The sequence below is a fragment of the Neomoorella carbonis genome, assembly GCF_045278715.1.
Classification (GTDB): domain Bacteria; phylum Bacillota; class DSM-521; order Neomoorellales; family Neomoorellaceae; genus Neomoorella; species Neomoorella carbonis.
This window is the reverse complement of the sequence record NZ_CP136420.1, coordinates 2,716,458-2,741,467: the sequence shown is the minus strand read 5'-3', so window position 1 is coordinate 2,741,467 and position 25,010 is coordinate 2,716,458. Positions and strand designations below refer to the sequence as shown.

26 protein-coding genes, 3 tRNA genes and 2 other annotated features are annotated in these 25,010 nt (G+C 54.8%); of the genes, 27 read left to right on the top strand and 2 right to left on the bottom strand.

What is annotated here, in order from left to right:
- The first annotated feature begins 178 nt into the window (after positions 1-178).
- The 14 genes from MCACP_RS13990 (at position 179) to ychF (ending at position 9,528) form a co-directional block, all read left to right on the top strand.
- Positions 179-1,330, top strand: a complete 1,152-nt coding sequence (locus MCACP_RS13990; protein ID WP_406677348.1) for a PIN/TRAM domain-containing protein — start codon at positions 179-181, stop codon at positions 1,328-1,330.
- Positions 1,318-2,007: a 2-C-methyl-D-erythritol 4-phosphate cytidylyltransferase gene (gene ispD, locus MCACP_RS13985; protein ID WP_406677347.1), complete on the top strand. Its 690-nt coding sequence runs from the start codon at positions 1,318-1,320 to the stop codon at positions 2,005-2,007. Before MCACP_RS13990 ends, ispD begins: the two co-directional genes overlap by 13 nt.
- Positions 2,007-2,498, top strand: a complete 492-nt coding sequence (gene ispF, locus MCACP_RS13980; RefSeq protein ID WP_406677346.1) for a 2-C-methyl-D-erythritol 2,4-cyclodiphosphate synthase — start codon at positions 2,007-2,009, stop codon at positions 2,496-2,498. The genes ispD and ispF overlap by 1 nt, the downstream gene beginning before the upstream one ends.
- Before the next feature lie 25 nt (positions 2,499-2,523).
- Positions 2,524-2,754, top strand: a binding site (T-box leader).
- Between the two features lie 42 nt (positions 2,755-2,796).
- The gene (gene cysE / locus MCACP_RS13975) at positions 2,797-3,513 is read left to right on the top strand and encodes a serine O-acetyltransferase (RefSeq protein ID WP_406677345.1); all 717 of its coding nucleotides are present in this window, start codon (positions 2,797-2,799) and stop codon (positions 3,511-3,513) included.
- On the top strand, positions 3,461-4,891 hold the full coding sequence (gene cysS, locus MCACP_RS13970) for a cysteine--tRNA ligase (protein WP_406678761.1): 1,431 nt from the start codon (positions 3,461-3,463) through the stop codon (positions 4,889-4,891). The genes cysE and cysS overlap by 53 nt, the downstream gene beginning before the upstream one ends.
- Before the next feature lie 3 nt (positions 4,892-4,894).
- Entirely contained in the window at positions 4,895-5,284 is a 390-nt protein-coding gene (locus tag MCACP_RS13965; RefSeq protein WP_406677344.1) for a Mini-ribonuclease 3, read from the top strand.
- A gap of 16 nt (positions 5,285-5,300) precedes the next feature.
- Positions 5,301-5,984 (top strand): FAD-dependent thymidylate synthase, encoded by a 684-nt coding sequence (gene thyX / locus MCACP_RS13960; RefSeq protein ID WP_406677343.1) that lies wholly within the window; start codon positions 5,301-5,303, stop codon positions 5,982-5,984.
- Positions 5,984-6,724 (top strand): 23S rRNA (guanosine(2251)-2'-O)-methyltransferase RlmB, encoded by a 741-nt coding sequence (gene rlmB, locus MCACP_RS13955; RefSeq protein ID WP_406677342.1) that lies wholly within the window; start codon positions 5,984-5,986, stop codon positions 6,722-6,724. The genes thyX and rlmB overlap by 1 nt, the downstream gene beginning before the upstream one ends.
- A 14-nt stretch (positions 6,725-6,738) precedes the next feature.
- The gene (locus MCACP_RS13950; RefSeq protein WP_406677341.1) at positions 6,739-7,245 is read left to right on the top strand and encodes an NYN domain-containing protein; all 507 of its coding nucleotides are present in this window, start codon (positions 6,739-6,741) and stop codon (positions 7,243-7,245) included.
- A 119-nt stretch (positions 7,246-7,364) separates the two neighbouring features.
- Entirely contained in the window at positions 7,365-8,015 is a 651-nt protein-coding gene (gene sigH, locus MCACP_RS13945; protein WP_406677340.1) for an RNA polymerase sporulation sigma factor SigH, read from the top strand.
- 72 nt (positions 8,016-8,087) lie between these two features.
- Positions 8,088-8,173, top strand: a tRNA-Tyr gene (locus MCACP_RS13940).
- Positions 8,174-8,182: 9 nt separating this feature from the next.
- Positions 8,183-8,258 (top strand) — tRNA-Met (locus MCACP_RS13935).
- Position 8,259: 1 nt separating this feature from the next.
- A tRNA-Thr gene (locus MCACP_RS13930) sits at positions 8,260-8,335 on the top strand.
- A gap of 119 nt (positions 8,336-8,454) precedes the next feature.
- Positions 8,455-9,528: a redox-regulated ATPase YchF gene (ychF, locus tag MCACP_RS13925; RefSeq protein WP_406677339.1), complete on the top strand. Its 1,074-nt coding sequence runs from the start codon at positions 8,455-8,457 to the stop codon at positions 9,526-9,528.
- A gap of 859 nt (positions 9,529-10,387) precedes the next feature.
- On the opposite strand, the gene MCACP_RS13920 is transcribed toward ychF, so the two are convergent.
- Together MCACP_RS13920 and MCACP_RS13915 are read right to left on the bottom strand one after the other, a co-directional pair.
- Positions 10,388-11,014, bottom strand: a complete 627-nt coding sequence (locus MCACP_RS13920) for an NUDIX hydrolase (protein WP_406677338.1) — start codon at positions 11,012-11,014, stop codon at positions 10,388-10,390.
- Positions 11,015-11,111: 97 nt separating this feature from the next.
- Positions 11,112-11,465, bottom strand: a complete 354-nt coding sequence (locus MCACP_RS13915; protein WP_406677337.1) for an SMR family transporter — start codon at positions 11,463-11,465, stop codon at positions 11,112-11,114.
- A 247-nt stretch (positions 11,466-11,712) separates the two neighbouring features.
- On the opposite strand from MCACP_RS13915, the gene tuf reads away from it, so the two are divergent.
- The 13 genes from tuf (at position 11,713) to rpsG (ending at position 24,991) form a co-directional block, all read left to right on the top strand.
- Positions 11,713-12,915, top strand: a complete 1,203-nt coding sequence (gene tuf, locus MCACP_RS13910; protein ID WP_406677336.1) for an elongation factor Tu — start codon at positions 11,713-11,715, stop codon at positions 12,913-12,915.
- Positions 12,916-13,097: 182 nt separating this feature from the next.
- Positions 13,098-13,247 carry a 50S ribosomal protein L33 gene (gene rpmG, locus MCACP_RS13905; protein ID WP_141263528.1) on the top strand — a complete coding sequence of 50 codons (150 nt, stop codon included), beginning with the start codon at positions 13,098-13,100 and terminating at the stop codon, positions 13,245-13,247.
- A 15-nt stretch (positions 13,248-13,262) separates the two neighbouring features.
- Positions 13,263-13,496, top strand: a complete 234-nt coding sequence (gene secE, locus MCACP_RS13900) for a preprotein translocase subunit SecE (protein ID WP_406677334.1) — start codon at positions 13,263-13,265, stop codon at positions 13,494-13,496.
- A gap of 8 nt (positions 13,497-13,504) precedes the next feature.
- Positions 13,505-14,032, top strand: coding sequence for a transcription termination/antitermination protein NusG (gene nusG / locus MCACP_RS13895; RefSeq protein WP_141263524.1), 528 nt, complete (start codon positions 13,505-13,507; stop codon positions 14,030-14,032).
- Between the two features lie 14 nt (positions 14,033-14,046).
- Positions 14,047-14,481, top strand: a complete 435-nt coding sequence (gene rplK / locus MCACP_RS13890) for a 50S ribosomal protein L11 (protein WP_406677333.1) — start codon at positions 14,047-14,049, stop codon at positions 14,479-14,481.
- 53 nt (positions 14,482-14,534) lie between these two features.
- Entirely contained in the window at positions 14,535-15,230 is a 696-nt protein-coding gene (rplA, locus tag MCACP_RS13885) for a 50S ribosomal protein L1 (RefSeq protein ID WP_406677332.1), read from the top strand.
- 21 nt (positions 15,231-15,251) lie between these two features.
- Positions 15,252-15,384, top strand: a sequence feature (ribosomal protein L10 leader region).
- Between the two features lie 16 nt (positions 15,385-15,400).
- Positions 15,401-15,931 (top strand): 50S ribosomal protein L10, encoded by a 531-nt coding sequence (gene rplJ / locus MCACP_RS13880; protein ID WP_406677331.1) that lies wholly within the window; start codon positions 15,401-15,403, stop codon positions 15,929-15,931.
- 296 nt (positions 15,932-16,227) lie between these two features.
- On the top strand, positions 16,228-16,608 hold the full coding sequence (rplL, locus tag MCACP_RS13875) for a 50S ribosomal protein L7/L12 (RefSeq protein ID WP_406677330.1): 381 nt from the start codon (positions 16,228-16,230) through the stop codon (positions 16,606-16,608).
- Positions 16,609-16,825: 217 nt separating this feature from the next.
- Positions 16,826-20,281 (top strand): DNA-directed RNA polymerase subunit beta, encoded by a 3,456-nt coding sequence (gene rpoB, locus MCACP_RS13870; protein WP_406677329.1) that lies wholly within the window; start codon positions 16,826-16,828, stop codon positions 20,279-20,281.
- Positions 20,282-20,311: 30 nt separating this feature from the next.
- A complete protein-coding gene (gene rpoC / locus MCACP_RS13865) occupies positions 20,312-23,815 on the top strand; it encodes a DNA-directed RNA polymerase subunit beta' (RefSeq protein WP_406677328.1) in 3,504 nt (1,167 codons plus the stop codon).
- A 38-nt stretch (positions 23,816-23,853) separates the two neighbouring features.
- Positions 23,854-24,105 (top strand): ribosomal L7Ae/L30e/S12e/Gadd45 family protein, encoded by a 252-nt coding sequence (locus tag MCACP_RS13860; RefSeq protein WP_406677327.1) that lies wholly within the window; start codon positions 23,854-23,856, stop codon positions 24,103-24,105.
- Positions 24,106-24,126: 21 nt separating this feature from the next.
- Entirely contained in the window at positions 24,127-24,501 is a 375-nt protein-coding gene (gene rpsL, locus MCACP_RS13855; protein ID WP_141263510.1) for a 30S ribosomal protein S12, read from the top strand.
- Between the two features lie 19 nt (positions 24,502-24,520).
- Positions 24,521-24,991, top strand: coding sequence for a 30S ribosomal protein S7 (rpsG, locus tag MCACP_RS13850; RefSeq protein WP_141263508.1), 471 nt, complete (start codon positions 24,521-24,523; stop codon positions 24,989-24,991).
- The last annotated feature ends 19 nt before the right edge of the window (positions 24,992-25,010 follow it).

The following is a 25,010-nucleotide window of genomic DNA, read 5'->3' as shown; positions in this document are numbered from 1 at the left end:
CGCATGGAGGGTAGCAAGGGATGTTTCAACTGAGCGCAGCTGGAAAATGCCCGTTAGTTTAACAAGTGAGTTAATATTAGCTCGTAGGAAAAACTTTTAGCCTGATGGTTCCGATGGTATAAGATGGGGCGGGTTGAGGAAAAATTGAAAAGAAAGAGAGTAAAGAAGGTGAAAGCATATGTTATACCGGATTTTACGGGCTGCCATAGCCCTGGTCGCGGCAGCGACGGGCTTTTATGCGGCCCAACTGGGGCTGACCATATGGCAGCAGAGCTGGGGGTCCAGGCCGCTGCCGGGCCTGCGTTTGACCCTGCTGGCCCTGGTAACCCTGATTGCAGCTTTAACTGGCTATAGCCTGGCGCAGCGCTTGATTAATTTTGTCACCCAGTCGACGCGCTGGTTGGAAGGAAGGTTGCAGCGGATACCGGCCCAGGAAATAATCAGTGGTTCCCTAGGACTTATTTTTGGACTTATAATTGCTAATTTATTGGGGGCCTCTTTTTTTCACCTGCCCCTGGTGGGCCCCTATATTCCTATGGCCGGCAGCCTTTTCTTTGGCTACCTGGGCTGGAGCCTGGGCACCAAGCGCAAGGACGAAGTCTGGGGGTTGTTTAACCTCATTCCCCGCCTGGGTGGCAAGGAACGGGAAAAAGGTAAAATTGATAGTGGGAAACCGGGAGCCAAAATCCTGGATACCAGCGTTATCATTGACGGCCGTATCGCCGATATAATTAAAAGCGGCTTTATTGAAGGCACCATTGTAATACCCTCCTTTGTCCTGGAAGAATTGCGGCACATAGCTGATTCCTCCGACCTGTTGAAACGTAACCGCGGCCGGCGGGGCCTCGATATCCTCAATAAAATTCGCAAGGAAATGGGTGTAAATGTCAAAGTCCTGGAAGTTGACTTTGAAGACCTGACGGAGGTGGATAGCAAGCTCGTCCGCCTGGCCCAGAAACTGGCTGCACCCATCCTGACCAATGATTTCAACTTGAATAAGGTCGCCGAACTTCAGGGCGTACGGGTATTGAACATCAATGAGCTGGCCAATGCCGTCAAACCTGTTGTCTTACCTGGGGAAGAAATGACTGTTCAGGTTATCAAGGATGGCAAAGAGATTGGCCAGGGGGTAGCTTACCTGGACGACGGCACCATGATTGTGGTCGAAAATGGGCGCCGCTATATTGGCCAGACTATCGCCGTTATGGTAACAAGCGTCCTGCAAACAGCAGCAGGACGGATGATTTTTGCCCGGCCCAAGGGGCCGGAACGTAAAATAAGTTCCAACCACCAGGCCCTGGAGCGGGGTGAGTACCAGTGCCTTTCCTAAGCCTGATTGTGGCCGCCGCCGGCCAGGGCCGGCGGCTGGGGGCTGGCAGTAATAAGGTTTTTTTGCCCCTGGGAGGCAAACCCATCCTGGCTCACACCCTGGCGGTAGCCGAGGCCTCCCCGCTGGTAGATGAAGTCATCGTCGTTACCCGGCCGGAAGATATCCCCCTGTGCCATCGGGTGGTGGCCACAGGTCCTTACCGGAAGGTGAGGCAAATAGTCGCCGGTGGCAAGGAAAGGCAGGATTCCATTGCCGCCGGCCTTAAGGCCGTAGCACCGGGGACGGAGTGGGTGGCCGTGCATGATGGTGCACGGCCTTTTTTGAGTCCGGCCCTCCTGGAACGGGTAATTGCCGCGGCCCGGGATACCGGGGCGGCCATTGCGGCCCTGCCGGTTAAAGAAACCATTAAGCGGGGTAATACCGAGGATCTGGTTACTGCCACCCTGGAACGCCGGGGCCTCTGGGCTGTACAGACGCCCCAGGTTTTCCGCCGGGAGTGGCTGGCAGCGGCCTACCGGGAGGCTGAAATTAACGGCTGGCAGGCTACCGATGATGCGGCCCTGGTGGAAAGGGCGGGTTACCCGGTGAAATTAGTTCCAGGAGAAGAAGTCAATATTAAAATTACCACCCCGGGCGACATGGTTCTGGCCCGGGCCCTTATGGCAGGTGATAGTTAATGCGCATCGGCTGCGGCTTTGATGTCCACCGGCTGGTTCCTCACCGGCGCCTGGTCCTGGGCGGAGTCGAAATCCCTTATTCCCTCGGCCTGGCCGGTCATTCCGATGCCGATGTTTTGCTTCACGCCCTGGCCGATGCCCTGCTGGGTGCGGCGGCTCTGGGGGATATCGGCAGGCATTTTCCCCCCGGTGATCCCCGTTATCAGGACGCCGACAGCCTGGTTCTCCTGCAAGAGGTTTACCGTATGGTCAGGGAGGCGGGATACCGGCTGGGCAATGCCGATACCATTATCATTGCCGAGCAACCCAAACTCGCACCTTTTATTGACAGCATGCGGGAACGAATAGCCCGGGCCCTGGAGGTTCAAAAGGGTCAGATCAGCATCAAGGCCACCACGACCGAAGGCCTGGGTTTTACCGGGCGGGGGGAGGGTATTGCCGCCCAGGCCAGCGTCCTGTTACTTGACAGTGATGAACGCCCCGGTTTATAATGTTTCTGACTTAAAATTTATTGCGCTAATGGCTATGAGCAGGGAGAGTAGGCGTACCAGGGATCACCAGAGAGGGACCACCATGGGCTGGAAGTGGACCCTGATACCGGGCGCTGAAGTGCTCCTGGGAGCTGCAGGGCTGAAAGTGAAGTAGGTTCTGCCGGCCGGCCCCGTTATTGGCCTGGGCATTATATTGCCCGCTGAGAGGGAGAGCAATTCTCCAAGCAGGGTGGAACCGCGGCCTTTCGTCCCTGACGGGATGAAAGGTTTTTATATTATAGGGAGGAGGTTGTTAACTTTGTGGCGGCAGCTAAAAAGAGATATTGAAGTTATTTTCCAGCGTGATCCGGCAGCCAGGAGCCTCCTGGAGGTCATCCTGTGTTATCCCGGTTTTCATGCCCTGCTCCTCCACCGCATCGCCCATTTCTTTTACAGCCATGGAATGAAGCTGCTGGCAAGGTTTATATCCCAGATCAACCGCTTCCTGACCGGCATTGAAATCCATCCCGGAGCTAAACTGGGGGAAGGCATTTTTATCGATCACGGCATGGGAGTGGTTATCGGCGAAACGGCAGAAGTGGGCAATAATGTTACCCTGTACCAGGGAGTTACCCTGGGAGGCACCGGCAAGGAAAAGGGGAAGCGCCACCCTACCATTGGCAACAACGTCGTCATCAGCGCCGGAGCCAAGGTCCTGGGGAATATTACTATCGGCGATAATGTTAAAATAGGGGCCGGTTCCGTAGTTTTACGTGATGTACCCGCCAACTGTACGGTGGTCGGCGTACCGGGCAAGGTAGTTGTGCGTAACGGCCGCAAAATTGCCGATGCCGAAGTCAGCGAAATCGATCTCCGCCACGACGAACTGCCGGATCCGGTTGCCGAAATGCTCCTCTGCCTGCAACGCCAGATCCAGCGTCTGGAACAAAGGATCGAAGAATTGGAGGCCAGCAAGGATGAGCATCTACCTGTACAATACGCTGACGGGACGAAAGGAAGAGTTCACACCGTCTGAGCCGGGCCGGGTGCGGATGTATGTTTGCGGGCCCACTACTTACAACTATATCCATCTGGGCAACGCCCGGCCCCTGGTGGTCTTTGACACCCTGCGCCGTTATCTGGAATATCGGAATTATGACGTCTTGTATGTCCAGAATTTCACCGACATCGATGATAAGGTCATCAACAGGGCCCGGGAAGAAGGAGTACCGGCTTTAAGTTTAGCTGATCGTTATATCCAGGAGTTTTTCCGCGACGCCGATGCTCTAAATGTGAAGCGGGCCTCCCTTTATCCCCGGGTCAGCCAGCATATAGGAGATATAATCGCCGCCATCGAAGAGCTCATGCGGCGTGGTTTTGCCTATGAAGCCGGGGGCGACGTTTACTTTGAAGTAGAAAAGTTTCCCGCCTACGGTCGCCTGTCCAAGCGTACCCCCGGAGAGATGCGGGCCGGTGCTCGGGTGGAGGTCAATACCGCCAAGCGCAACCCTCTGGATTTTGCCCTCTGGAAGGCCGCCTGCCCCGGCGAACCGGCCTGGGATAGCCCCTGGGGACCGGGCCGCCCGGGCTGGCATATTGAGTGCTCCACCATGGCCTTGAAATATCTGGGGCCAGGATTCGATATCCACGGCGGCGGCGCCGATCTCATTTTCCCCCATCATGAAAATGAAATTGCTCAGGCAGAAGCCGGGACAGGCTGCCCCTTTGCTCGTTTCTGGCTGCATAACGGCTTTATCACCGTCAACCAGGAAAAGATGTCTAAGTCAAAAGGCAATTTTTTCCTCGTAAGAGACATCACCAGCCGTTTCCGGCCCCTGGCCGTGCGCTTGTTTTTACTTTCAACCCATTATCGCAGCCCCATTGACTTTGATGACGCCGGGCTCCTGGCTGCAGAGAAGGGCCTGGAACGGTTGGAAAATACCCGTCGTCTTTTAAACGAGACCCGCTGCCACCTGGCTGGTGACGGTAGTTCAACGGCCAGCGGCGAAGAGGGTGCTGCCCTGGTCGGCCGGGTTGAAGAACTGCGCCGGGAGTTTATGACCGCCCTGGATGATGACTTCAATACGGCGCGGGCCCTGGCGGCCCTTTATGACCTGGCCCGGGAGATCAATACCTACCTGGGTGGGACGACCCGTCCGGACGCCGGGGTTGTTATCAAGGCAGCTACGGTTTTTGAAGAACTGGGCGAAAACGTTATGGGCCTCTTTGGTCGGTCTCACCAGCAGGTGAATGATGCCCTCCTGGAAGGTCTTATGGACATCATTTTAAGTATCCGCCAGGAAGCGCGGCAGCGCAAAGACTGGGCCACGGCCGACGCCATTCGCGACCGTCTCAAGGGCTTGGGGATAATCCTGGAGGACACCCCCCGCGGGCCCCGCTGGAAGAAAAGTTAAGGAGTGGAGGCAGTGGATCCCGTTGCCGGCCTTTCGCCCCTGGTTCTCGCCTACGTCGGTGACGCCGTATACGAACTGCTGGTCCGCACCCACCTGGTGCGCCGCGGCCCCGCCAGGCTGGAGCAATTGCACCGGGAAGCCGTGCGTTTTGTCCGGGCCGCCGGCCAGGCCAGGTTAGTACCGGCCCTGGAGGCCCATTTGACGGCTGCGGAAAAGGACATCCTGCGCCGGGGGCGGAATGCCCGGCCGGGGCATCTGCCCCGCAGCGCCGTCCCGGAGGAATACCATTCCAGTACAGCCCTGGAAAGCCTCTTCGGTTACCTGTACCTGAAGGGCGAGTGGCAGAGGCTGGACGAGCTTACCCGGCTCATTTTTGAACTGGCGGAAGTATAACAGGGAGAGGAATAAAATGCAAGTTGAACTCATCAGCCATACCCCGGATCCAGAGCGTTTGGTCGCAGCAGCCGCTCGCCTTTGTTACGCGCCACGTGGGGCAAGCAGGCTGATGGCCGAAATGGATAAAGACGAAGTTGAGAGGCTGCTGCGCCTGCTAATATCCCTGGGTCATGAATCCCCCCTGGAGCATATCACCTTTACCTTTGCCATAGAAGGAGTTAGCCGCGTCCTTTCCCACCAGCTGGTAAGGCACCGCATAGCTTCCTATTCCCAGAAATCCCAGCGTTACGTCAACGAAGATGATTTTACCTACATTATCCCTCCCAGCATCGCCGCCATCCCCGAAGCCCTGGCTCGCTATCAGGAATGTATGCGGGCCTTACAAAAGGCATATCATGAAATACAGGAGCTGGTTCCCCGGGAAGATGCCCGCTACCTGTTACCAAATGCCTGCGAAACCAAGCTGGTATGTACCTTTAATGCCCGCAGTTTGTTTAATTTTTTCCGCCTGCGTTGCTGTAGCCGGGCCCAGTGGGAAATCCGGGAGCTGGCCTTAAAAATGAGGGAGCAGGTGAGAAAGGTGGCTCCCCTCATTTTTAGCTATGCCGGGCCCGCCTGCGAGACGGAGGGCGTTTGCCGCGAAGGGTCCCGGAGTTGTGGGCGGGCACCAGTTGTTCGTGCCAGGGAGGAAATTTGATGGACGATATTCTTGCCGGCCGCAACCCGGTCCGGGAAGCCCTGCGGGCCGGCCGGCCCTTGCACAAGATTTTAATGGCTTTCCGGCTGGAAGGGAGGTCAATTAGCGAGATACTCACCCTGGCTCGAAGCCAGGGCGTCCCTGTCCAGCGGGTGGACAGGTCGGTCCTGGATAGAGTGGCAGGAGCCCGGCACCAGGGAGTGGTAGCCCTGGCTGCGGCCAAAAGTTATATCGAGCTTGAGGACCTCCTATCCCTGGTGCGGGAGAAAGGGGAGCCCCCCTTTTTAATCATGCTGGATCAGGTAGAAGATCCCCATAATCTGGGGGCCATTTTGCGCTCCGCAGAGGCTGCCGGTGCCCACGGCATCATTGTTCCCCGGCGGCGTACGGCAGGGTTAACTACAGCCGTGGCCCGGGCTGCTGCCGGAGCCCTGGAGTATCTCCCTGTAGCCAGAGTAACCAACCTGTCCCAGGCCATAGTTAAACTAAAGAAGGAAGGCATCTGGGTTGTTGGCGCCGAGGGCGATGGTACAAGGGATGCCTTTACCAGCGATTTTACTGTACCCCTGGTCCTGGTCTTTGGCAGCGAGGGTCGGGGGCTTTCCCCCCTGGTCAGATCCCACTGTGATTTTATCGTCAGACTGCCCATGCGCGGGAGAATTAACTCATTAAATGTTGCTGCCGCAGCTACGGTTTTAATGTATGAGGTAGTGCGCCAGAGGTATTGTTGCCCGGTATGAAGCGGGGTGAACCTGTGCCTGATGTGCTCATTGTTGACGGCTATAACTTTTTATATAGCTGGCCGGAATTAGTTAAGCTAAAAGAAGAGTCAAGTTTTGCCCATGCCCGCGATAAACTAATAGCAGAGTTAATTAATTACCAGGCCTACTGGGGAGGGCAGGTAATAGTTGTCTTTGATGCCCATCGGGTTTCCGGGGCAGGAGAAAAAAAGGAAAAAATCGGCGGGGTAGAGATAATTTATAGCCAGGAAGGAGAAACGGCGGATGCCGTCATCGAGAAACTTGTGAGGACCCTTAATACCCAGGGCCAGGTTTACGTAGCTACTTCCGATGCGGCCGAGCAGCGCATGATCCTGGGAGGCGGGGCTCTCCGCTTACCGGTTGCCGAGTTAAAGGCTTACATTGAAAACGCCCGCCGGGAGATGGCCAGAGAGGGGCAGAAGGGTATCCAGAGAAACTCCATCGACGGACGCCTCCAAGGGGAAACACTTAAAGTTCTGGAAAACTGGCGGCGCCGGTAGCCAGTAGTTAACTCTTGCGGTTGAGATAGGTTTCTTGTATAATTATTGATGTTATTGGACAAGATATAGGCCTCCTTTTGTTACTATGGTTCTTGGAAATCCAGGGTGGAGGCGTTGGCATGAGTGTCAATGTACAGCAGGAACCGTGGCAACCCTATGAAGTTCTTGGGGATGAAGACATTGTTTATCTGGCCCAGGAAGGTGATGAAGTAGCCCAGGAATATTTGATTAATAAGTACCGTAATTTTGTCCGCGCGAAAGCGCGTTCCTATTTCCTCATTGGCGCTGACCGGGAAGATATTGTGCAAGAAGGGATGATTGGCCTTTACAAGGCCATCCGCGATTTTCGCGGCGACAAGTTATCCTCCTTCCGGGCCTTTGCCGAGCTGTGCATTACCCGGCAGATTATCACCGCCATCAAAACGGCTACCCGGCAAAAGCACATCCCCCTGAACTCTTATGTCTCCCTCAATAAGCCCATTTATGACGAAGATTCCGATCGCACCCTGCTGGACATTATTTCCGGTTCCAAGATTACCGACCCGGAAGAATTAATCATCAGCCAGGAAGAATTTGTTGACATCGAAGAAAAAATGGGCGAGATTTTAAGCTCCCTGGAGTGGAAAGTTTTAATGTCCTACCTGGAAGGGAAATCCTACCAGGAGATTGCCGTGGATCTGAAACGCCATGTCAAATCTATCGATAATGCCCTCCAGCGCGTAAAACGCAAGCTGGAACGTTATCTGGAACGGCGGGATAATAGCCAGTAATTACCGGCAAAAAGGGCTTGACGCCTTCAAAACATGATGCTATAATTACTGTTGCGTCTGAAAAGGAAATATGGAGGGGTTCCCGAGTTGGCCAAAGGGGGCAGACTGTAAATCTGCTGGCGCAGCCTTCGCTGGTTCAAATCCAGCCCCCTCCACCAAAATAATGTTGCGGGGTGGAGCAGCTGGAAGCTCGTCGGGCTCATAACCCGAAGGTCGATGGTTCAAATCCATCCCCCGCAACCATGCCCATATAGCTCAGTCGGTAGAGCGTCGCCTTGGTAAGGCGGAGGTCACCGGTTCAATCCCGGTTATGGGCTCCATAATATTTTTATTTATAAAAGGAGCAGTATGCTCCTTTTTTTATTGTCCTGAAAAATTATAAGTACCGGCCTTTCCTTTTGGCACCGGAGTTGTTATACTGTAGCCGAGGTGAAGAGAGTTGGCCCTTACCTGTGGAATCATTGGCCTGCCCCTGGTAGGCAAAACGACGTTATTCAACCTTTTAACCCAGGCTGAGGTGGAGACCTCGGCCTTTGCTGGCCGGACAAAAACCAATATCAGGACTGCCCCTATTCCCGATCCCCGTCTTGATTTTCTAGCTTCCCTTTATCACCCGCGTAAAGTTACCCCTGCCACCCTGGAGATTATTGATGTACCGGGATTAACCCGCGGCAGCGGGGCGGCTTTCCTCGCTGCCGTCCGGGAGGTTGATGCCCTGATTCATGTCGTCCGGGCCTTTCACCGGGAGGATGTGCTCCATGTAGAGGGGAGCCTCAATCCGGTGCGGGACCTGGAGATGATCAATGCCGAGCTCCTGCTGGCTGACCTGCAATTGGTGGAAACCAGGCTGGAACGTATTGCCGCCAGCAAGAAAGTTAAGGGCGACCTGCTGGCCGAACAAAGCGCCTTACGCCGCTGCCAGGAAGCCCTGGAGGCGGAAAAGCCTCTACTGGAAGCGGGTCTTACGGCCGGAGAATGGCAGGCTTTACGTCACATGGGGTTTTTAACCACCAAGCCCATGATCATTGTGGTCAATATTGACGAGGGGCAGCTAAGGGAAGGCCATTATGAAGGTCAGGAAGAGGTTGAGGCTTACGCTGCCGCCCGGGGCATCCCGGTTTTAACCCTTTGCGCGGCACTGGAAGCCGAAATAGCCCGCCTGGAACCAGCCGACCGGGAAGTATTCTTACAAGAAATGGGCATTACCGAACCGGGTATTGACCGCCTGGCCCGGGCCATCTACCGCCGCCTGGGATTAATCTCCTTCCTTACGGCCGGGGAAGATGAGGTCCGCGCCTGGACTATCAAAGAAGGAACAACTGCTCGGGCCGCTGCTGGCAAGATTCATAGCGATATTGAGCGGGGTTTTATTCGTGCTGAGGTGGTAAGTTTTAGTGACCTGGCAAGGCTGGGTGACATGAATAAAGTTAAGGAAAAAGGCCTTGTCCGCCTGGAGGGCAAGGATTACATCGTCCAGGATGGTGATATTATTAACTTTCGCTTTAATGTTTAATTAAAATTATCCGGCCCCGATCCCCCCTGTGTGGGGGATTTTTTATTGGGTAACCACAGGCGTAAGCAATACATAAACTACCAAGAGAGACCTATAAGCCTGTTTTAAAGGGCCTGAAGGCAGGAAAAACATGGTGGTGGCCGCATCTATTTTCAGAGGGGGTGGCATCATGGCTGAAGTCCAGATCCAGCCTGAAGCCCAGGGACGGGACATTTTGGCCGATGGCGGTCTGGTATTCCTTTTTCTGTTCCTGTTGATCGTTTTATTTATCTTCGTTTAGCCCGGGTAAGCTGCCGGTTTTTTTCTGGGGGTGTAACCTCCTGGCAGGCATTGGCATAACTTAAAGTAAAACCTGGAGAAAGTGGAGAGGGGGACCACAGGATGGCAGACGGCATTTTCGGCAATTGGGCTTTTATTCTCTTCCTGATACTGATCCTCCTGTTCTTCGGTAATTAACGCTTCTAACTACCAGGGAAAGGAGGAATAACCGTGGGCGGCTTCTTCGGACCAGGTTTCTCGGGTAGCTGGGCCTTGATCCTGTTCCTGATCCTTATCCTGCTCTTTTTTGGCAACTAACCCTGGTTAATAATCCAGGTTAGGTATTAGGGAAAGGAGGAATAACCGTGGGCGGCTTCTTCGGACCAGGTTTCTCCGGCAGCTGGGCCTTGATCCTGTTCCTGGTTCTCATCCTGCTCTTCTTTGGTAACTAGCAATCGAGTAGGAGGGAGCGGCTGGCTCCCTCCTATCTCGTATACCAGCTGGCAGAGCGTTCATTACGCGGATACCCTTCAAGACACGCTGGTGAGCCCCCGGTTGCGCCAACAGGCGAGGCCAGGGGCTTTGTTTTATTTATAGAACGTTAGAGTTTCCCGGGCTGCCTGATAATACTAAGAAAATGGTGCAGGACCCGGGCGGTCAGCCCCCAGATAATGCGCCCTTCAAAATCGTAAAACAGCTCAGGCCAGGTGGCCCGGCGCCAGGGGTATTGCCGGCCATGGGGGATCTTATGGAAGGGGAAATCATCGGGTGGTTGCACCTGCAACGTAATTTCATGATATTCAGGGGTGAGCTTCAGGAGCCGATTTAGCGGTGCCGTAAAGACTTCCTCCACCTCCAGGGGGGTGGGGCTGATGTTTTGGGGCTCTTGTAAGAGGCCGACAAAGGGATAGATGACCTGCTGGAAGGGAGTAACCAGGATGTCCAGGCCGCCCCAGATTGCAATAGAATCCGCGGCCAGACCCAATTCCTCACAGGTTTCCCTTAAGGCTGCTTCTTTCTCACTCCTGTCACCGGGTTGAAGGCGTCCGCCGGGGAAACAGATCTCGCCGGGCTGGGTTTTTAAATTGTGGGAACGTACTTCAAAAAGGAGCGAGAGGGAACCGTCATTTTCTTTTAGCAGGGGTAAAAGGACGGCTGATTTAGCATACAGGCGGGCATCCAGGAGCCCTCTTTGATGCTGTTTTACTTTAGCCTTTATATCTTCCAAATGAAAATCCAGCATTTAAATATCACCTGCCTGCTATTTATCCAGCCAGTGTGGCTGGCAAAGCCCGGTAACGCGGCTTTATCTTAAAACGTAAAAATTAGCTCCGGGAAATAAGAAGGATGCCGCCGATAATTAAGGCCAGCCCAACGATTCGTAAGGCCGGTATGCTTTCTCCCAGGTATAACCAGGAGAACAAAAAGACAAACACATAACCCAGGCTGACCATGGGATAAGCATAACTTAAAGGGACTTCGGCCAGGACTTTCAGCCAGAGGAGGAAACTGGCGGCAAAAGCTGCCAGTCCCCCCAGGATGTAAGGGCTGAAAAGCAAGCCGGTGATCCCCGGAATATTAAATTTAAGGGTATCTAGCTGCAGGACGCCGACTTTAAATAATATCTGGGCCCCGGCCCCCAGGAAGACGGATAAAAGGATTAAGAAAAGGACGGGCATGGCTAGGCCCTCTCCCTTCAACAATATGGCAGTTAGATGTAAGTCTATCATATCTTTTTGTATGGTAAAAGCAACCTGTTAACGGAATTATTTTACAGCACTGGGGTAATAATATACAGGGTACAAGCAGGAAAAGGCTAACTAATGTAGAAATATCTTTTGGGATAGCCACGCCCGGCTACGTGAAAGAGGCGCGGCGCAAGGGAAGCGAATAGTAATGCTATTTTAGGAGGAGGCAAAACGACACATGGCCAAACAAAAATTTGAGCGCAAGAAACCCCACGTGAACGTAGGGACGATAGGACACGTAGACCACGGCAAGACGACGCTGACGGCAGCCATCACCTTCTGTCTGGCGAAAGCGGGGGGTGCAGTACCGACAGCGTACGACCAGATCGACAAAGCGCCGGAAGAGCGGGAACGGGGCATCACCATAGCCACGGCCCACGTAGAGTACGAGACAGAGAAGCGGCATTATGCCCACGTGGACTGCCCCGGGCACGCGGACTACGTAAAGAACATGATCACGGGAGCAGCCCAGATGGACGGCGCCATATTGGTAGTATCGGCGGCGGACGGTCCCATGCCGCAGACGCGGGAACATATACTTTTAGCGCGGCAGGTAGGCGTGCCGTATATTGTAGTCTTCATGAACAAGGTCGACCAGGTAGACGATCCGGAGTTGTTAGAGCTGGTAGAGATGGAAGTGAGGGAACTGTTAAGCGAATACGAATTCCCGGGAGACGAGATTCCGATTGTGAAAGGGAGCGCACTGAAAGCGATGGAATGCGGCTGCGGCAAGCGGGAATGCGAATGGTGCAGCCATATCTGGGAACTGATGGACGCGGTAGACAGCTACATTCCGACGCCGGAACGGGATGTTGACAAACCCTTCCTGATGCCCATCGAAGACGTATTCACGATTACGGGCCGGGGCACGGTGACCACCGGCAGGGTAGAGCGCGGGAAAGTGAAGGTAGGGGATGAAGTAGAGATAATAGGCTTAAGGGACCAGATAAGGAAGACGGTAGTGACCGGTGTAGAGATGTTCAGGAAGATATTAGACGAAGCGGTAGCGGGGGACAACATCGGGACGCTGCTGCGGGGCGTAGAGCGCAAAGAAGTAGAACGGGGGATGGTACTGGCCAAGCCCGGGTCCATCAAACCGCACACGAAATTCAACGCCGAAGTATACGTACTGACGAAAGAAGAAGGAGGGCGGCACACACCGTTTTTCAACGGGTACCGGCCGCAGTTCTACTTCCGGACGACGGATGTGACGGGTGTAGTGAAGCTACCGGAAGGTGTAGAGATGGTGATGCCGGGGGACAACATCCGCATGAGCATCGAGCTCATTACGCCCATAGCCATAGAAGAAGGTTTACGGTTTGCCATCCGTGAAGGCGGCCGCACTGTAGGCGCCGGCGTCGTGACCGGGATTATTGACTAAATAAATATTGACAGGGTTTTATATTTATGGCAAACTAATAAGAGTGTTTAACCGTCCAGGAAAAATTCCGGGCGGGGAAGAATGGTTTGGCAAGCAGGGAAATTTGCAAGAAGTGGGAAGGTGGATTGCCACGGTGGCAATTTTCCACCTCCCCACTTCGATCATAATGGAGGTGGCCGGCAGTGCGGGTGGGGATTACCCTGGCATGTACTGAATGCAAGCGACGTAATTATACTTCCAGCAAAAACAAAAAAAATGACCCCGATCGCCTGGAACTGAAAAAGTACTGCAGTAACTGCGGCAGGCACACTGTGCACAAGGAAACGAAATAGGGTAGGGGTTTTTAAATGGTAACCAAGACCGTGGCCAGAACCGTTAACAACAAAACCAGTTTTAAAGAGCAGGTCACTAAATTTTTCCGGGGCTCCTGGGCCGAGTTGAAAAAGGTTCATTGGCCGACGCGCAGGGAACTGGTAACCTATACTTCTGTAGTACTGGTTTCAGTACTCGTTATGGCGGCCTTATTGTGGATTTTTGACTCTGTCTTTAGTTTCCTTCTGGGTAAATTGATATTGCGGTAGAGGTTAACATGGAAAAGGCCTGGTTTGTCATTCACACTTATTCCGGCTACGAAAATAAGGTCAAAGCCAACCTGGAAAAGCGCGTCGAGTCTATGAACATGGGCGATAAAATCTTCCGGGTAGTAGTGCCCATGGAAGATGAGATCCAGGTTAAGGACGGCAAGCGCAAAATCGTCAAACGGAAAATATACCCCGGTTATGTTCTGGTAGAAATGATTTTAACCGACGCTTCCTGGTATGTAGTGCGCAACACGCCGGGGGTAACTGGATTTGTGGGTACGGGTAATAAGCCCATACCCCTCCGGGAAGAAGAGGCCCAGCAAATCCTGCAACAGATGGGTGTTGAAGAGCCGCGGCCACGGATCGATGTAGCCGTGGGGGAAAATGTACGCGTTACCAGCGGCCCCTTTGAAAACTTTATTGGTTCGATCGAAGAGATCCAGCCCGATAAGGGTAAGATAAAGGTCATGGTTTCCATGTTCGGCCGGGAAACGCCCATTGAGCTGGATATCAACCAGATCGAGAAAATCGTTTAAAGGAGGTGTTAAAATTGGCACCCAAAGCCAAGAAAGTAACAGCAGTAGTTAAACTCCAGGTACCGGCAGGCAAGGCAACGCCGGCACCACCGGTAGGCCCGGCCCTTGGCCAGCACGGGGTTAACATTATGGCCTTCGTCAAAGAGTTTAACGACCGGACAGCCAATCAGGCGGGCCTGATTATCCCGGTAGAGATAACTGTTTACGAAGATCGTTCCTTTACCTTTATTACCAAAACGCCACCAGCGTCCGTTTTGCTGAAAAAAGCCCTGGGTATAGAGACAGCATCCGGGGAGCCCAACCGTAAAAAAGTCGGCAAGGTTTCCCGGGAAAAGATCCGGGAGATTGCCGAGCTCAAGATGAAAGATCTCAATGCCGCCAGTATTGAAGCTGCCATGCGCATGATCGAAGGCACTGCCCGCAGTATGGGTGTGGAAGTGGAGGCTTAAACAGAGGCTGGTGGGAGGAGTAATCCGCTGGAACCACGAGGAGGAATGCCCAAATGCCCAAACACGGTAAAAGGTACCGCGAGGTTAGTAAACTGGTAGACAGGCAGCAGCTTTACGAACCCGGCGAAGCTATAGCCCTGGTCAAGAAAACCGCCAGCGCCAAATTTGATGAAACTATTGAGGTGGCGGTAAGACTTGGGGTTGATCCCCGTCATGCCGACCAGCAGGTACGCGGGACGGTAGTTCTGCCCAACGGTACCGGTAAAACCCGGCGGGTGCTGGTGTTTGCCAAGGGCGAAAAGGCCAGAGAAGCCGAGGAAGCCGGGGCCGATTTTGTAGGCGCCGAGGACCTGGTGGAAAAAATCCAGGGCGGTTGGCTTGACTTTGATGTGGCCATTGCCACCCCTGATATGATGGGTACGGTTGGCAAGTTAGGCCGTATTTTAGGCCCGCGTGGACTTATGCCCAATCCCAAGGCGGGAACGGTAACCATGGACCTGGCCCGGGCCATTAAGGAAGTTAAAGCCGGTAAAATTGAATTCCGGGTAGATAAGACAGCCATTGTCCATGCTCCCATAGGCAAAGCCAGTTTTGCGGAAGATAAGCTGAAAGAAAACTTCCAGGCCCTAATAGAAGCCCTGGTAAGGGCCAAACCGGCAGCGGCCAAGGGCCAGTATTTAAAGAGCATCAGTATTTCTTCGACTATGGGGCCGGGGATAAAAGTTAACCCCCTGCGGGCCATAAGGTAAAAAACCATAAGCTCAGTTAAAACTTCATACTGGTATTAACCGTAGACAGCAGGTGCCTTTAAGGCTTAATATATCCTGCCGAGGTAGTTTCAATTAGCTGTTATCATTTTGCCATTTGCCCTCGCTTGTCTGCGGGGGCTTTTATTTTTTAGCAGAACGGAGGTGGGGAAATGAACAAGCAACGGGAAGCCAAGGCGGCGGCAGTGGCCGAGATAAAGGAAAAGCTGGGGAACTCTATTGTAACCATTCTGGCCGACTACCGGGGAATGAATGTAGCTGAAATGACCAAGCTGCGCCGTCAGTTACGGGAAGCCGGTGTGGAATTTAAAGTAGTGAAAAATACCCTGACGCGCAGGGCCGCGCAGGAATTGGGGCTGGAGGGCCTTGAACCTTTCCTGGAAGGGCCAACTGCCGCGGCCTTTAGCTTAAACGACCCTGCGGCTCCTGCTAAAATCTTATCGGAAGTTATGCGCAACAGCAAAACCTTCCAGATCAAGGCGGGCGTTTTGCAGGGAAGGATTATTGGCCTGGACGAAATCAAAGCCCTGGCCGACCTGCCCTCCCGCGAGGAGCTCCTGGCCAAAGTGGTGGGCGGTTTCCAGGCCCCCCTGGCCGGGCTGGTCAACGTCCTGGCCGGCAATATCCGCAATTTGGTCTACGTCCTGGAGGCCATCCGCAAAAAGAAGGAAGAAGCAGCTTAAGACCCTCATACCGCTAACACGGTACCCCCAAAGGGCCGGCATTTGTTTGAAGCGAGCGACTTGGTCCGAGTGGTTAAGCAGCCGCAGGCTGTGCCGAGGAGCGAGGGCGGGGCCGAGGACAGGATGTCCGAGGCCGGCCTCTGAGGCAAGGATGCCGAATAGGCCGGGAACCCCGCCCGAGCCCGAGGCAGAGCCGTAGGCTGATCCGCGAGGACCAGGGAGCGAGCAAAAACAATGCCAGCCTGGAACGAAGTTATTTTCAGGTAGAATGATTTTCAGAGGAGGAGTGGCTCATCATGAGCAAAGTACAGGAAATTATCGAAGCCGTCAAAGGTTTGACGGTGCTGGAACTCGCCGAACTGGTCAAGGCCCTGGAAGAAGAATTTGGCGTCAGTGCTGCCGCGCCGGTAGCCATGGCCGTAGCCCCGGGAGCAGCTGCCCCGGCTGAAGCCCAGGCAGAGGAGCAAACGGAATTTGACGTCATCCTGAAGTCCGCCGGCGACAAGAAGATTAACGTCATCAAAGTAGTACGCGAAATTACCGCCCTGGGCCTCAAAGAAGCCAAAGATCTGGTGGACAACGCTCCCAAGCCGGTTAAAGAAAAGGTCAGCAAAGAGGAAGCTGAAAGCATCAAGGCCAAGCTGGAAGAAGCCGGCGCCACTGTGGAAATTAAATAGTCGCCTGCTGTCAGCAGCCGGGGAACCAGCCCTCCCCGGCTATAATTTTTTCCTTGACACTAATCGCCTTTTATGCTAACATATCAAAATGCCATTAATTTGCCGGTACATGATTAAGTATTTCCTTGGACGGCAATAATAGGTAGCAGGAACTTTAAAGGTCAAAAGCGAGGTTGTCATTACCTTGCTTTTGAATTTCTTGTGGGGGGGACCCAAGTTGGCTTATCCGGTTAAAGTCGGGACCAGGGAACGTTGGACCTTTGCCAAAATCAAGGAAACCCTGGAGTTACCAAATCTGATTGAAATTCAACGTAACTCCTACCAGTGGTTCATTGATGAAGGTTTGCGGGAAATTTTGCATGACATTTCACCAATCCAGGATTTTACTGGCAACCTGGTCCTGGAGTTTGTTGATTATTCCCTGGGTGAGCCCAAGTACTCCCAGGAAGAATGCAAAGAGCGGGATATGACCTATGCTGCCCCCCTGCGGGTCAAGGTTCGTCTAATTAACAAAGAAACAGGCGAAGTTAAAGAGCAGGAAGTATTTATGGGGGATTTCCCCCTCATGACGGAAAAGGGCACTTTTATCATTAATGGTGCCGAAAGGGTAATTGTCAGCCAGCTGGTCCGTTCACCGGGGGCCTATTATACGGAAAGTATTGATGCCAGCGGGACGAAAGTATACGGTGCTACCATTATTCCCAACAGGGGTGCCTGGCTGGAGTTTGAAACCGACAATACCGAAAGCATCTATGTCCGTATTGACCGCACGCGGAAGATCCCGGCCACCGTCCTGCTGCGTGCCCTGGGCTATACCACCAATGCCCGCATCCTCGAACTCTTTGATTTTGACACGCGTATCCAGAATACCCTGGAAAAGGATAACACCGATTCCGAAGAGGAAGCTCTGGTAGAGATCTATAAACGCCTGCGTCCTGGTGAGCCCCCGACTGTCGAGAGCGCCAGAAACCTGCTGGAATCCTTGTTCTTTGATCCCAAGCGCTATGATCTGGGCAATGTCGGTCGCTACAAGCTGAACAAAAAGCTGGGTCATGGCGTTTTGACCCACGAAATCAACGGCCGGCAGGAATATATTCGTTGCCTCACAAAAGAGGATATTATTCACGCCATTAAATACCTTCTGCGCCTTATGGATGGCGAGGTTAAACCCGACGATATCGACCACCTTGGCAACCGCCGCCTGCGTTCCGTGGGCGAGCTCCTCCAGAACCAATTCCGCATTGGTCTGGCCCGCATGGAGCGGGTAGTGCGGGAGCGGATGACCATCCAGGATGTCGACGTCATTACGCCCCAGGTGCTGATTAACATCCGGCCGGTGGTGGCGGCCATCAAGGAATTCTTTGGTTCCAGCCAGCTGTCCCAGTTTATGGACCAGACCAACCCCCTGGCCGAGTTAACCCATAAACGGCGCCTCTCAGCCCTGGGTCCCGGCGGCCTGTCCCGGGAACGTGCCGGTTTTGAAGTGCGGGACGTGCATACCTCCCACTATGGCCGCATGTGTCCCATTGAGACCCCTGAAGGCCCGAACATCGGCCTGATTGGTTCTTTGAGTACCTATGCCCGCATTAATGAGTTTGGTTTCATTGAAACCCCCTACCGCCGGGTAGACAAAGAAAAAGGCATCGTCACCAACGAAATTCATTACCTGACTGCCGATGAAGAGGACAAGTACGTCATCGCCCAGGCTAACGCCCCCCTGGATGAAGAGGGTCATTTCTTAGAGAAGCGGGTTAATGCCCGTCATGCCGGAGAAATCGTAGTTGTGCCGGCCGAACGGGTTGATTACATGGACGTATCTCCCAAGCAGATGGTCAGTGTGGCCACGGCCCTCATCCCCTTCCTGGAGCATGATGACGCCAACCGTGCCCTCATGGGAGCCAACATGCAGCGCCAGGCCGTACCTCTTTTAAGGACCGAGGCGCCGGTGGTAGGTACCGGCATGGAATGGCGGGCGGCCCGCGATTCCGGGGTGGTTGTCCTGGCAAGGAACAGCGGCGTTGTTGAAAGGGTAACGGCCCGGGAGATTGTCATTCGTAACGATGACGGTACCCTGGATACTTACCGCCTGCAAAAATTCGTCCGTTCCAATCAGGGTACCTGCATTAACCAGAAGCCCATTGTCCGCAAAGGGGAGCGGGTAAATGTCGGTCAGCCCATAGCCGACGGACCTTCCACCAATCAGGGCGAACTGGCCCTGGGCCGCAATATCCTGGTGGCCTTTATGACCTGGGAAGGGTATAACTATGAGGACGCCATCCTCATTAGCGAGAAGCTGGTCAAGGAAGACATTTTTACCTCTATACACATTGAAGAATATGAATGCGACGCCCGGGATACCAAGCTGGGACCGGAAGAGATCACCCGCGATATTCCCAACGTCAGTGAAGACGTTTTAAAAGACCTGGACGAGCGGGGCATCATCCGGATCGGCGCCGAGGTACGCCCGGGCGACATCCTGGTAGGTAAAGTCACTCCCAAGGGCGAGACGGAGCTGACTGCCGAAGAGCGTTTGCTCAGGGCCATTTTCGGCGAAAAGGCCCGGGAAGTTAGGGATACTTCCTTAAGGGTGCCCCACGGGGAATCCGGCATTGTCGTCGACGTCAAGGTCTTTTCCCGCGAGAATGGCGACGAGCTGGCACCCGGGGTCAATGAGCTGGTCCGGGTTTACGTCGCCCAGAAACGGAAAATTTCCGTAGGTGATAAGATGGCCGGGCGCCACGGGAACAAGGGCGTTATCTCCCGCATCCTGCCGGAGGAGGATATGCCCTTCCTCCCCGACGGTACGCCCATTGAGATTGTTTTAAATCCCCTGGGCGTGCCGTCGCGGATGAATTTAGGCCAGATCCTGGAAACCCACCTGGGCTGGGCGGCCAAAACCCTGGGGATCCATGTGGCCACTCCGGTTTTTGACGGGGCTTCAGAAGAGGAAATTAAGGAAAAACTGCGAGAAGCCGGCCTGCCCGAAGACGGCAAAACTATCCTTTATGACGGCCGTACCGGCGAGCCCTTTGATCGTCCCATCACCGTGGGCTATATGTATATGCTGAAACTGGCCCACTTGGTGGATGACAAGATTCATGCCCGGTCCACGGGCCCCTATTCCCTGGTTACCCAGCAACCCCTGGGCGGTAAAGCCCAGTTTGGTGGCCAGCGCTTCGGGGAAATGGAGGTCTGGGCTTTGGAGGCCTATGGTGCAGCCTATACCCTCCAGGAGATCCTGACGGTAAAATCCGATGACGTCGTCGGCCGCGTCAAGACCTACGAGGCTATCGTCAAAGGGGAAAATGTCCCCGAACCAGGGGTGCCGGAATCCTTTAAGGTACTAATTAAAGAACTCCAGAGCCTGGGGCTGGATGTCAAAGTCCTCTCCGAGGAAAACGAAGAGATTGAGATTAAGGAAGACGAAGACGATGGTGTTGAAGCGGTCCAGGATCTGAGCCTGGATATCCAGGGCCAGCCTGAAGCCGAGCCGGCAGAAGCCGCCGGAGAGGCCGAAGAAGAGGAAGAGGAAGAAGACCTGGACTTTGAACCAGCCGACCTCGATCCTGACGCGCTGGAACTTGAGGTCGACGGTGATGATTTCGACAGTGATTTTTCGGTCATTAAACCCCGGGCCAGGGCGGTCCCGGGCGGTAAATATGAAGAAGAATAAATTTAAGGTCTTCAAGGGGGGGCAGGAATAATGCTGGATGTAAGCAACTTTGAGCGCATGCGCATTGGCCTGGCTTCACCGGAACAGATCCGTGCCTGGTCCAGCGGTGAGGTGAAGAAACCGGAAACCATCAACTACCGCACCCTGAAGCCGGAGCGCGACGGCCTTTTCTGCGAACGCATTTTTGGGCCGACCAAAGACTGGGAATGTCACTGCGGTAAATACAAGCGTGTCCGTTACAAGGGGATTGTCTGCGACCGCTGCGGGGTGGAAGTGACCCGTTCCAAGGTGCGCCGGGAGCGGATGGGTCATATTGAGCTGGCGGCTCCCGTTTCCCACATCTGGTACTTTAAAGGCATCCCCAGTCGCATGGGCCTCATCCTCGACATGTCGCCCCGTGCCCTGGAGAAGGTCCTTTATTTCGTGTCCTACGTGGTAATTGATCCTGGCGACACCCCCCTCTTGAAGAAACAGCTGCTCACCGAGGCGGAATACCGGGAATACCGGGATAAGTACGGCAACAGTTTTCGGGCGGCCATGGGCGCCGAGGCCATTAAGGAACTCCTCCAGGAGATCGATCTCGACCAGCTGGCCGCCGAACTGCGCCAGGAGCTGAAGGAAAGCAGCGGCCAGAGGAAAATTCGGGCCATCCGCCGCCTGGAAGTGGTAGAAGCCTTCCGCGCCTCCGGCAACCGTCCCGAGTGGATGATCCTGGATGTTATTCCGGTGATTCCTCCGGAGCTGCGGCCCATGGTGCAGCTGGACGGCGGGCGTTTTGCCACTTCCGACTTAAACGACCTCTACCGCCGGGTAATCAACCGCAACAACCGGCTGAAAAGACTTCTGGACCTGGGGGCGCCGGACATCATTGTCCGCAATGAAAAACGCATGCTCCAGGAAGCCGTGGACGCCCTGATTGATAACGGCCGCCGCGGCCGGCCGGTGACCGGACCCGGCAACCGTCCCCTGAAGTCCTTAAGCGACATGCTCAAAGGCAAACAGGGCCGCTTCCGCCAGAACCTTTTGGGCAAGCGGGTCGACTACTCGGGCCGGTCGGTGATCGTCGTCGGGCCGGAGCTGAAGATCCACCAGTGCGGCCTGCCCAAAGAGATGGCCCTGGAGCTTTTCAAGCCCTTTGTCATGAAGCGGCTGGTGGACAAAGGGTTGGCCCATAATATAAAAAGCGCCAAGCGGATGGTGGAACGGGTAAAAAATGAGGTCTGGGACGTCCTGGAGGAGGTCATCGCCGAGCACCCGGTCCTCTTAAACCGGGCGCCGACCCTGCACCGTTTGGGAATCCAGGCCTTTGAGCCGGTGCTGGTGGAAGGGCGGGCCATCCAGATTCACCCCCTGGTCTGCACGGCGTACAACGCCGACTTCGACGGCGACCAGATGGCCGTCCATGTTCCCCTTTCGGCCGAGGCCCAGGCCGAGGCGCGCCTTTTAATGATGGCCGCCCACCATATCCTGAACCCCAAGGATGGCAAGCCCGTCGTTTCGCCGACCCAGGATATGGTGTTGGGATCTTATTACCTGACCACCGTAAGCCCGGGGGCCAGGGGCGAAGGGCGAGTATTTAGCAGCTATGATGAGGCCTATATGGCCTATCTCAACAAAGATATTGACGTCCATGCCCTGATCAAAGTGCGCATGGAAGACGGCAAGCTCCTGGAGACGACCATCGGCCGCCTGATTTTTAACCGGGAAATCCCCATCCCCAAAGAGCTGGGTTACTATAACTGTGAAGTTGACAAAAAGAAGCTGACGGAGATCATCGCCCGCTGTTATAAACTCCTGGGAACGGAAGCTACTGCCACATTGTTGGACGGCATCAAAAAAGTGGGCTTCCATTACTCCACCCTGGCCGGCTTTACCATTGGCATCAATGATATCGTTGTGCCGGAGGAGAAAAAGGAGATAATCGCCGAAACGGAAGCGGCGGTAGAAAAAATCGACCAGCAATACCGCAAAGGTTTAATCAGCGAGGAAGAACGTTACCAGAAGGTCATATCCCTCTGGAATAAGGCCACCGACACCCTGACCAAAAAGCTTATGGCGAGCATGGACAAATTCAACCCCGTGTTCATGATGGCCAATTCCGGTGCCCGGGGTAATGTCCAGCAGATCCGCCAGCTGGCCGGTATGCGGGGCCTTATGGCCGACCCGGCCGGCCGGATTATCGACCTGCCCATCAAGGCCAATTTCCGTGAAGGACTGACAGTGCTGGAGTACTTTATTTCCACCCACGGCGCCCGTAAGGGTTTGGCCGATACGGCCCTGCGCACGGCGGACTCCGGTTACCTTACCCGGCGCCTGGTGGACGTGGCCCAGGATGTAATAGTCCGGGAAGACGACTGCGGCACCACGGCCGGCATTGAAGTGGAGGAGATCCACGAGGGCAATCAGGTAATCGAAAAAATGGAGGAGCGTCTGACCGGGCGCTATGCCCTGGAGGATGTCTACCACCCGGAAACCGGGGAACTCCTGGTCGCCGCCGACACCATGATCAGTGAAGAGGCGGCCCGGGCCATTGTAGCTGCCGGCATTAAAAAGGTAAAGATCCGCTCGGTCCTCACCTGCCGGACCCGCTACGGCGTCTGCCGCAAGTGCTACGGTCAGGACCTGTCCACGGGTAAGGATGTAGAAATCGGCGAAGCGGTTGGCATCATCGCCGCCCAGTCCATCGGCGAACCGGGTACCCAGCTGACCATGCGCACCTTCCATACCGGCGGTGTGGCCGGTGAGGACATCACCCAGGGTCTACCCCGGGTAGAAGAACTTTTTGAAGCCCGCAAACCCAAAGGTCAGGCCATCATCGCCGAGGTTAGCGGCACCATTACCGCCATTAACGAAGTCCGGGGCCGGCGGGGACGGGAGATTGAAATTACCGACGCCAACGGGGAAAAGTTTACCTATAATGTTCCCTATGGCTCCCGCCTGAAGGTTAACGAAGGCGACCATGTAGAAGCCGGTGATGAGTTAACGGAAGGCTCCGTTAACCCCCACGACCTGTTAAAGGTAAAGGGCGTCCGGGGTGTCCAGCTCTATCTTCTGCGGGAAGTGCAGCGGGTTTACCGCCTGCAGGGGGTGGACATCAACGACAAGCATATCGAAGTGATGATCCGCCAGATGCTGCGTAAAGTCAAGGTAGAAGACGAAGGCGACACCGACCTCCTGCCCGGCACCCTGGTGGATGCCTTTGAATTTGAAGAGGTAAACCAGAGGGTCCAGGCGACGGGCGGCCGTCCGGCCACGGCGCGGCCGGTGCTGCTGGGTATCACCAAGGCCTCTCTGGCGACGGATTCCTTCCTGTCGGCAGCTTCCTTCCAGGAGACGACGCGGGTGCTGACGGAAGCGGCTATCAAGGGACGGGTAGACCCCCTCCTGGGCCTGAAGGAGAACGTCATTATCGGCAAGCTGATCCCGGCCGGTACCGGTATGAGCCGTTACCGGCAGCTCCGCGTAATAACCCCGGAAGCTGAAACCCAAGAAGAGGCTGCTCCAGAATCTGTTGACACGGCTACCGGAAAATGATACTATAAAAAAGTGTGACTGCCCAGGGGGGTTGAACTATGTCCTATGAACGTTTGCGGGTGGCCAAAAAACGAGCGGTGGGCACCAAGCAGGTCACCAAAGCGGTAATGAAGGGGACAGCCCGGGTGGTCTATATAGCTAAGGATGCCGAGCCCCATGTAACCGGGCCTTTAATTCAGCTATGCCGCGCACGGGGTGTAGAAATAGTCGAGGTGGACTCAATGAAAGAGCTGGGGCGGGCCTGCGGTATCGAAGTGGGCTCGGCCTCAGCCGTCATTCTGGAAGAATAGCCGGGGAAGGAGGTGGAAGGAATGCCGACAATCCAGCAGCTGGTACGCGAGGCGCGGGAAAAGGTCGTCAAAAAGTCGACGGCGCCAGCCCTGAAGGAATGCCCCCAGAAGCGGGGTGTCTGCACCCGTGTATATACAACCACGCCTAAAAAGCCCAATTCAGCCCTGCGCAAGGTAGCCCGGGTACGCCTCACCAATGGCATTGAGGTAACCGCCTATATCCCCGGTATTGGTCATAATTTGCAGGAACACTCAGTGGTCCTGGTAAGAGGGGGCAGGGTTAAGGATTTGCCGGGTGTTAGGTATCATATCATCAGGGGTGCCCTCGATTCTGCCGGCGTCCAGAACCGTAACCAGGGCCGCTCCAAGTACGGGGCCAAGCGGCCCAAAAAGTAGTGGTAAGGGGGGATAAGGGTTGCCACGGCGAGGCAGTGTTCCCCGGCGGGAGGTATTGCCGGACCCGCTTTACGGGAGCACCAAGGTTACCAAATTGATTAACCAGGTCATGCTCAATGGTAAGAAATCGCTGGCCCAGCGGATTTGCTATGAAGCCTTTGACACCATCAGGAAAAAAACCGGTAAGGACCCGGTGGAGGTCTTTGAGCAGGCCCTCAAAAATGTAATGCCCCTGCTGGAAGTTAAGGCGCGCCGCGTAGGTGGTGCCAACTACCAGGTGCCGGTGGAGGTACGGCCGGAAAGGCGGCAAACTTTGGGTATCCGCTGGCTGGTAAACTACGCCCGGGCGCGTAGCGGGAAGAGTATGGCCGAGAAACTTGCTGCCGAGTTGATGGATGCCGCCAATAACACCGGCGGTGCCGTGAAAAAGCGCGAAGATACCCATAAGATGGCGGAAGCCAACAAAGCCTTTGCTCATTACCGGTGGTAGGTGTGGGGGTCAGGGGCCC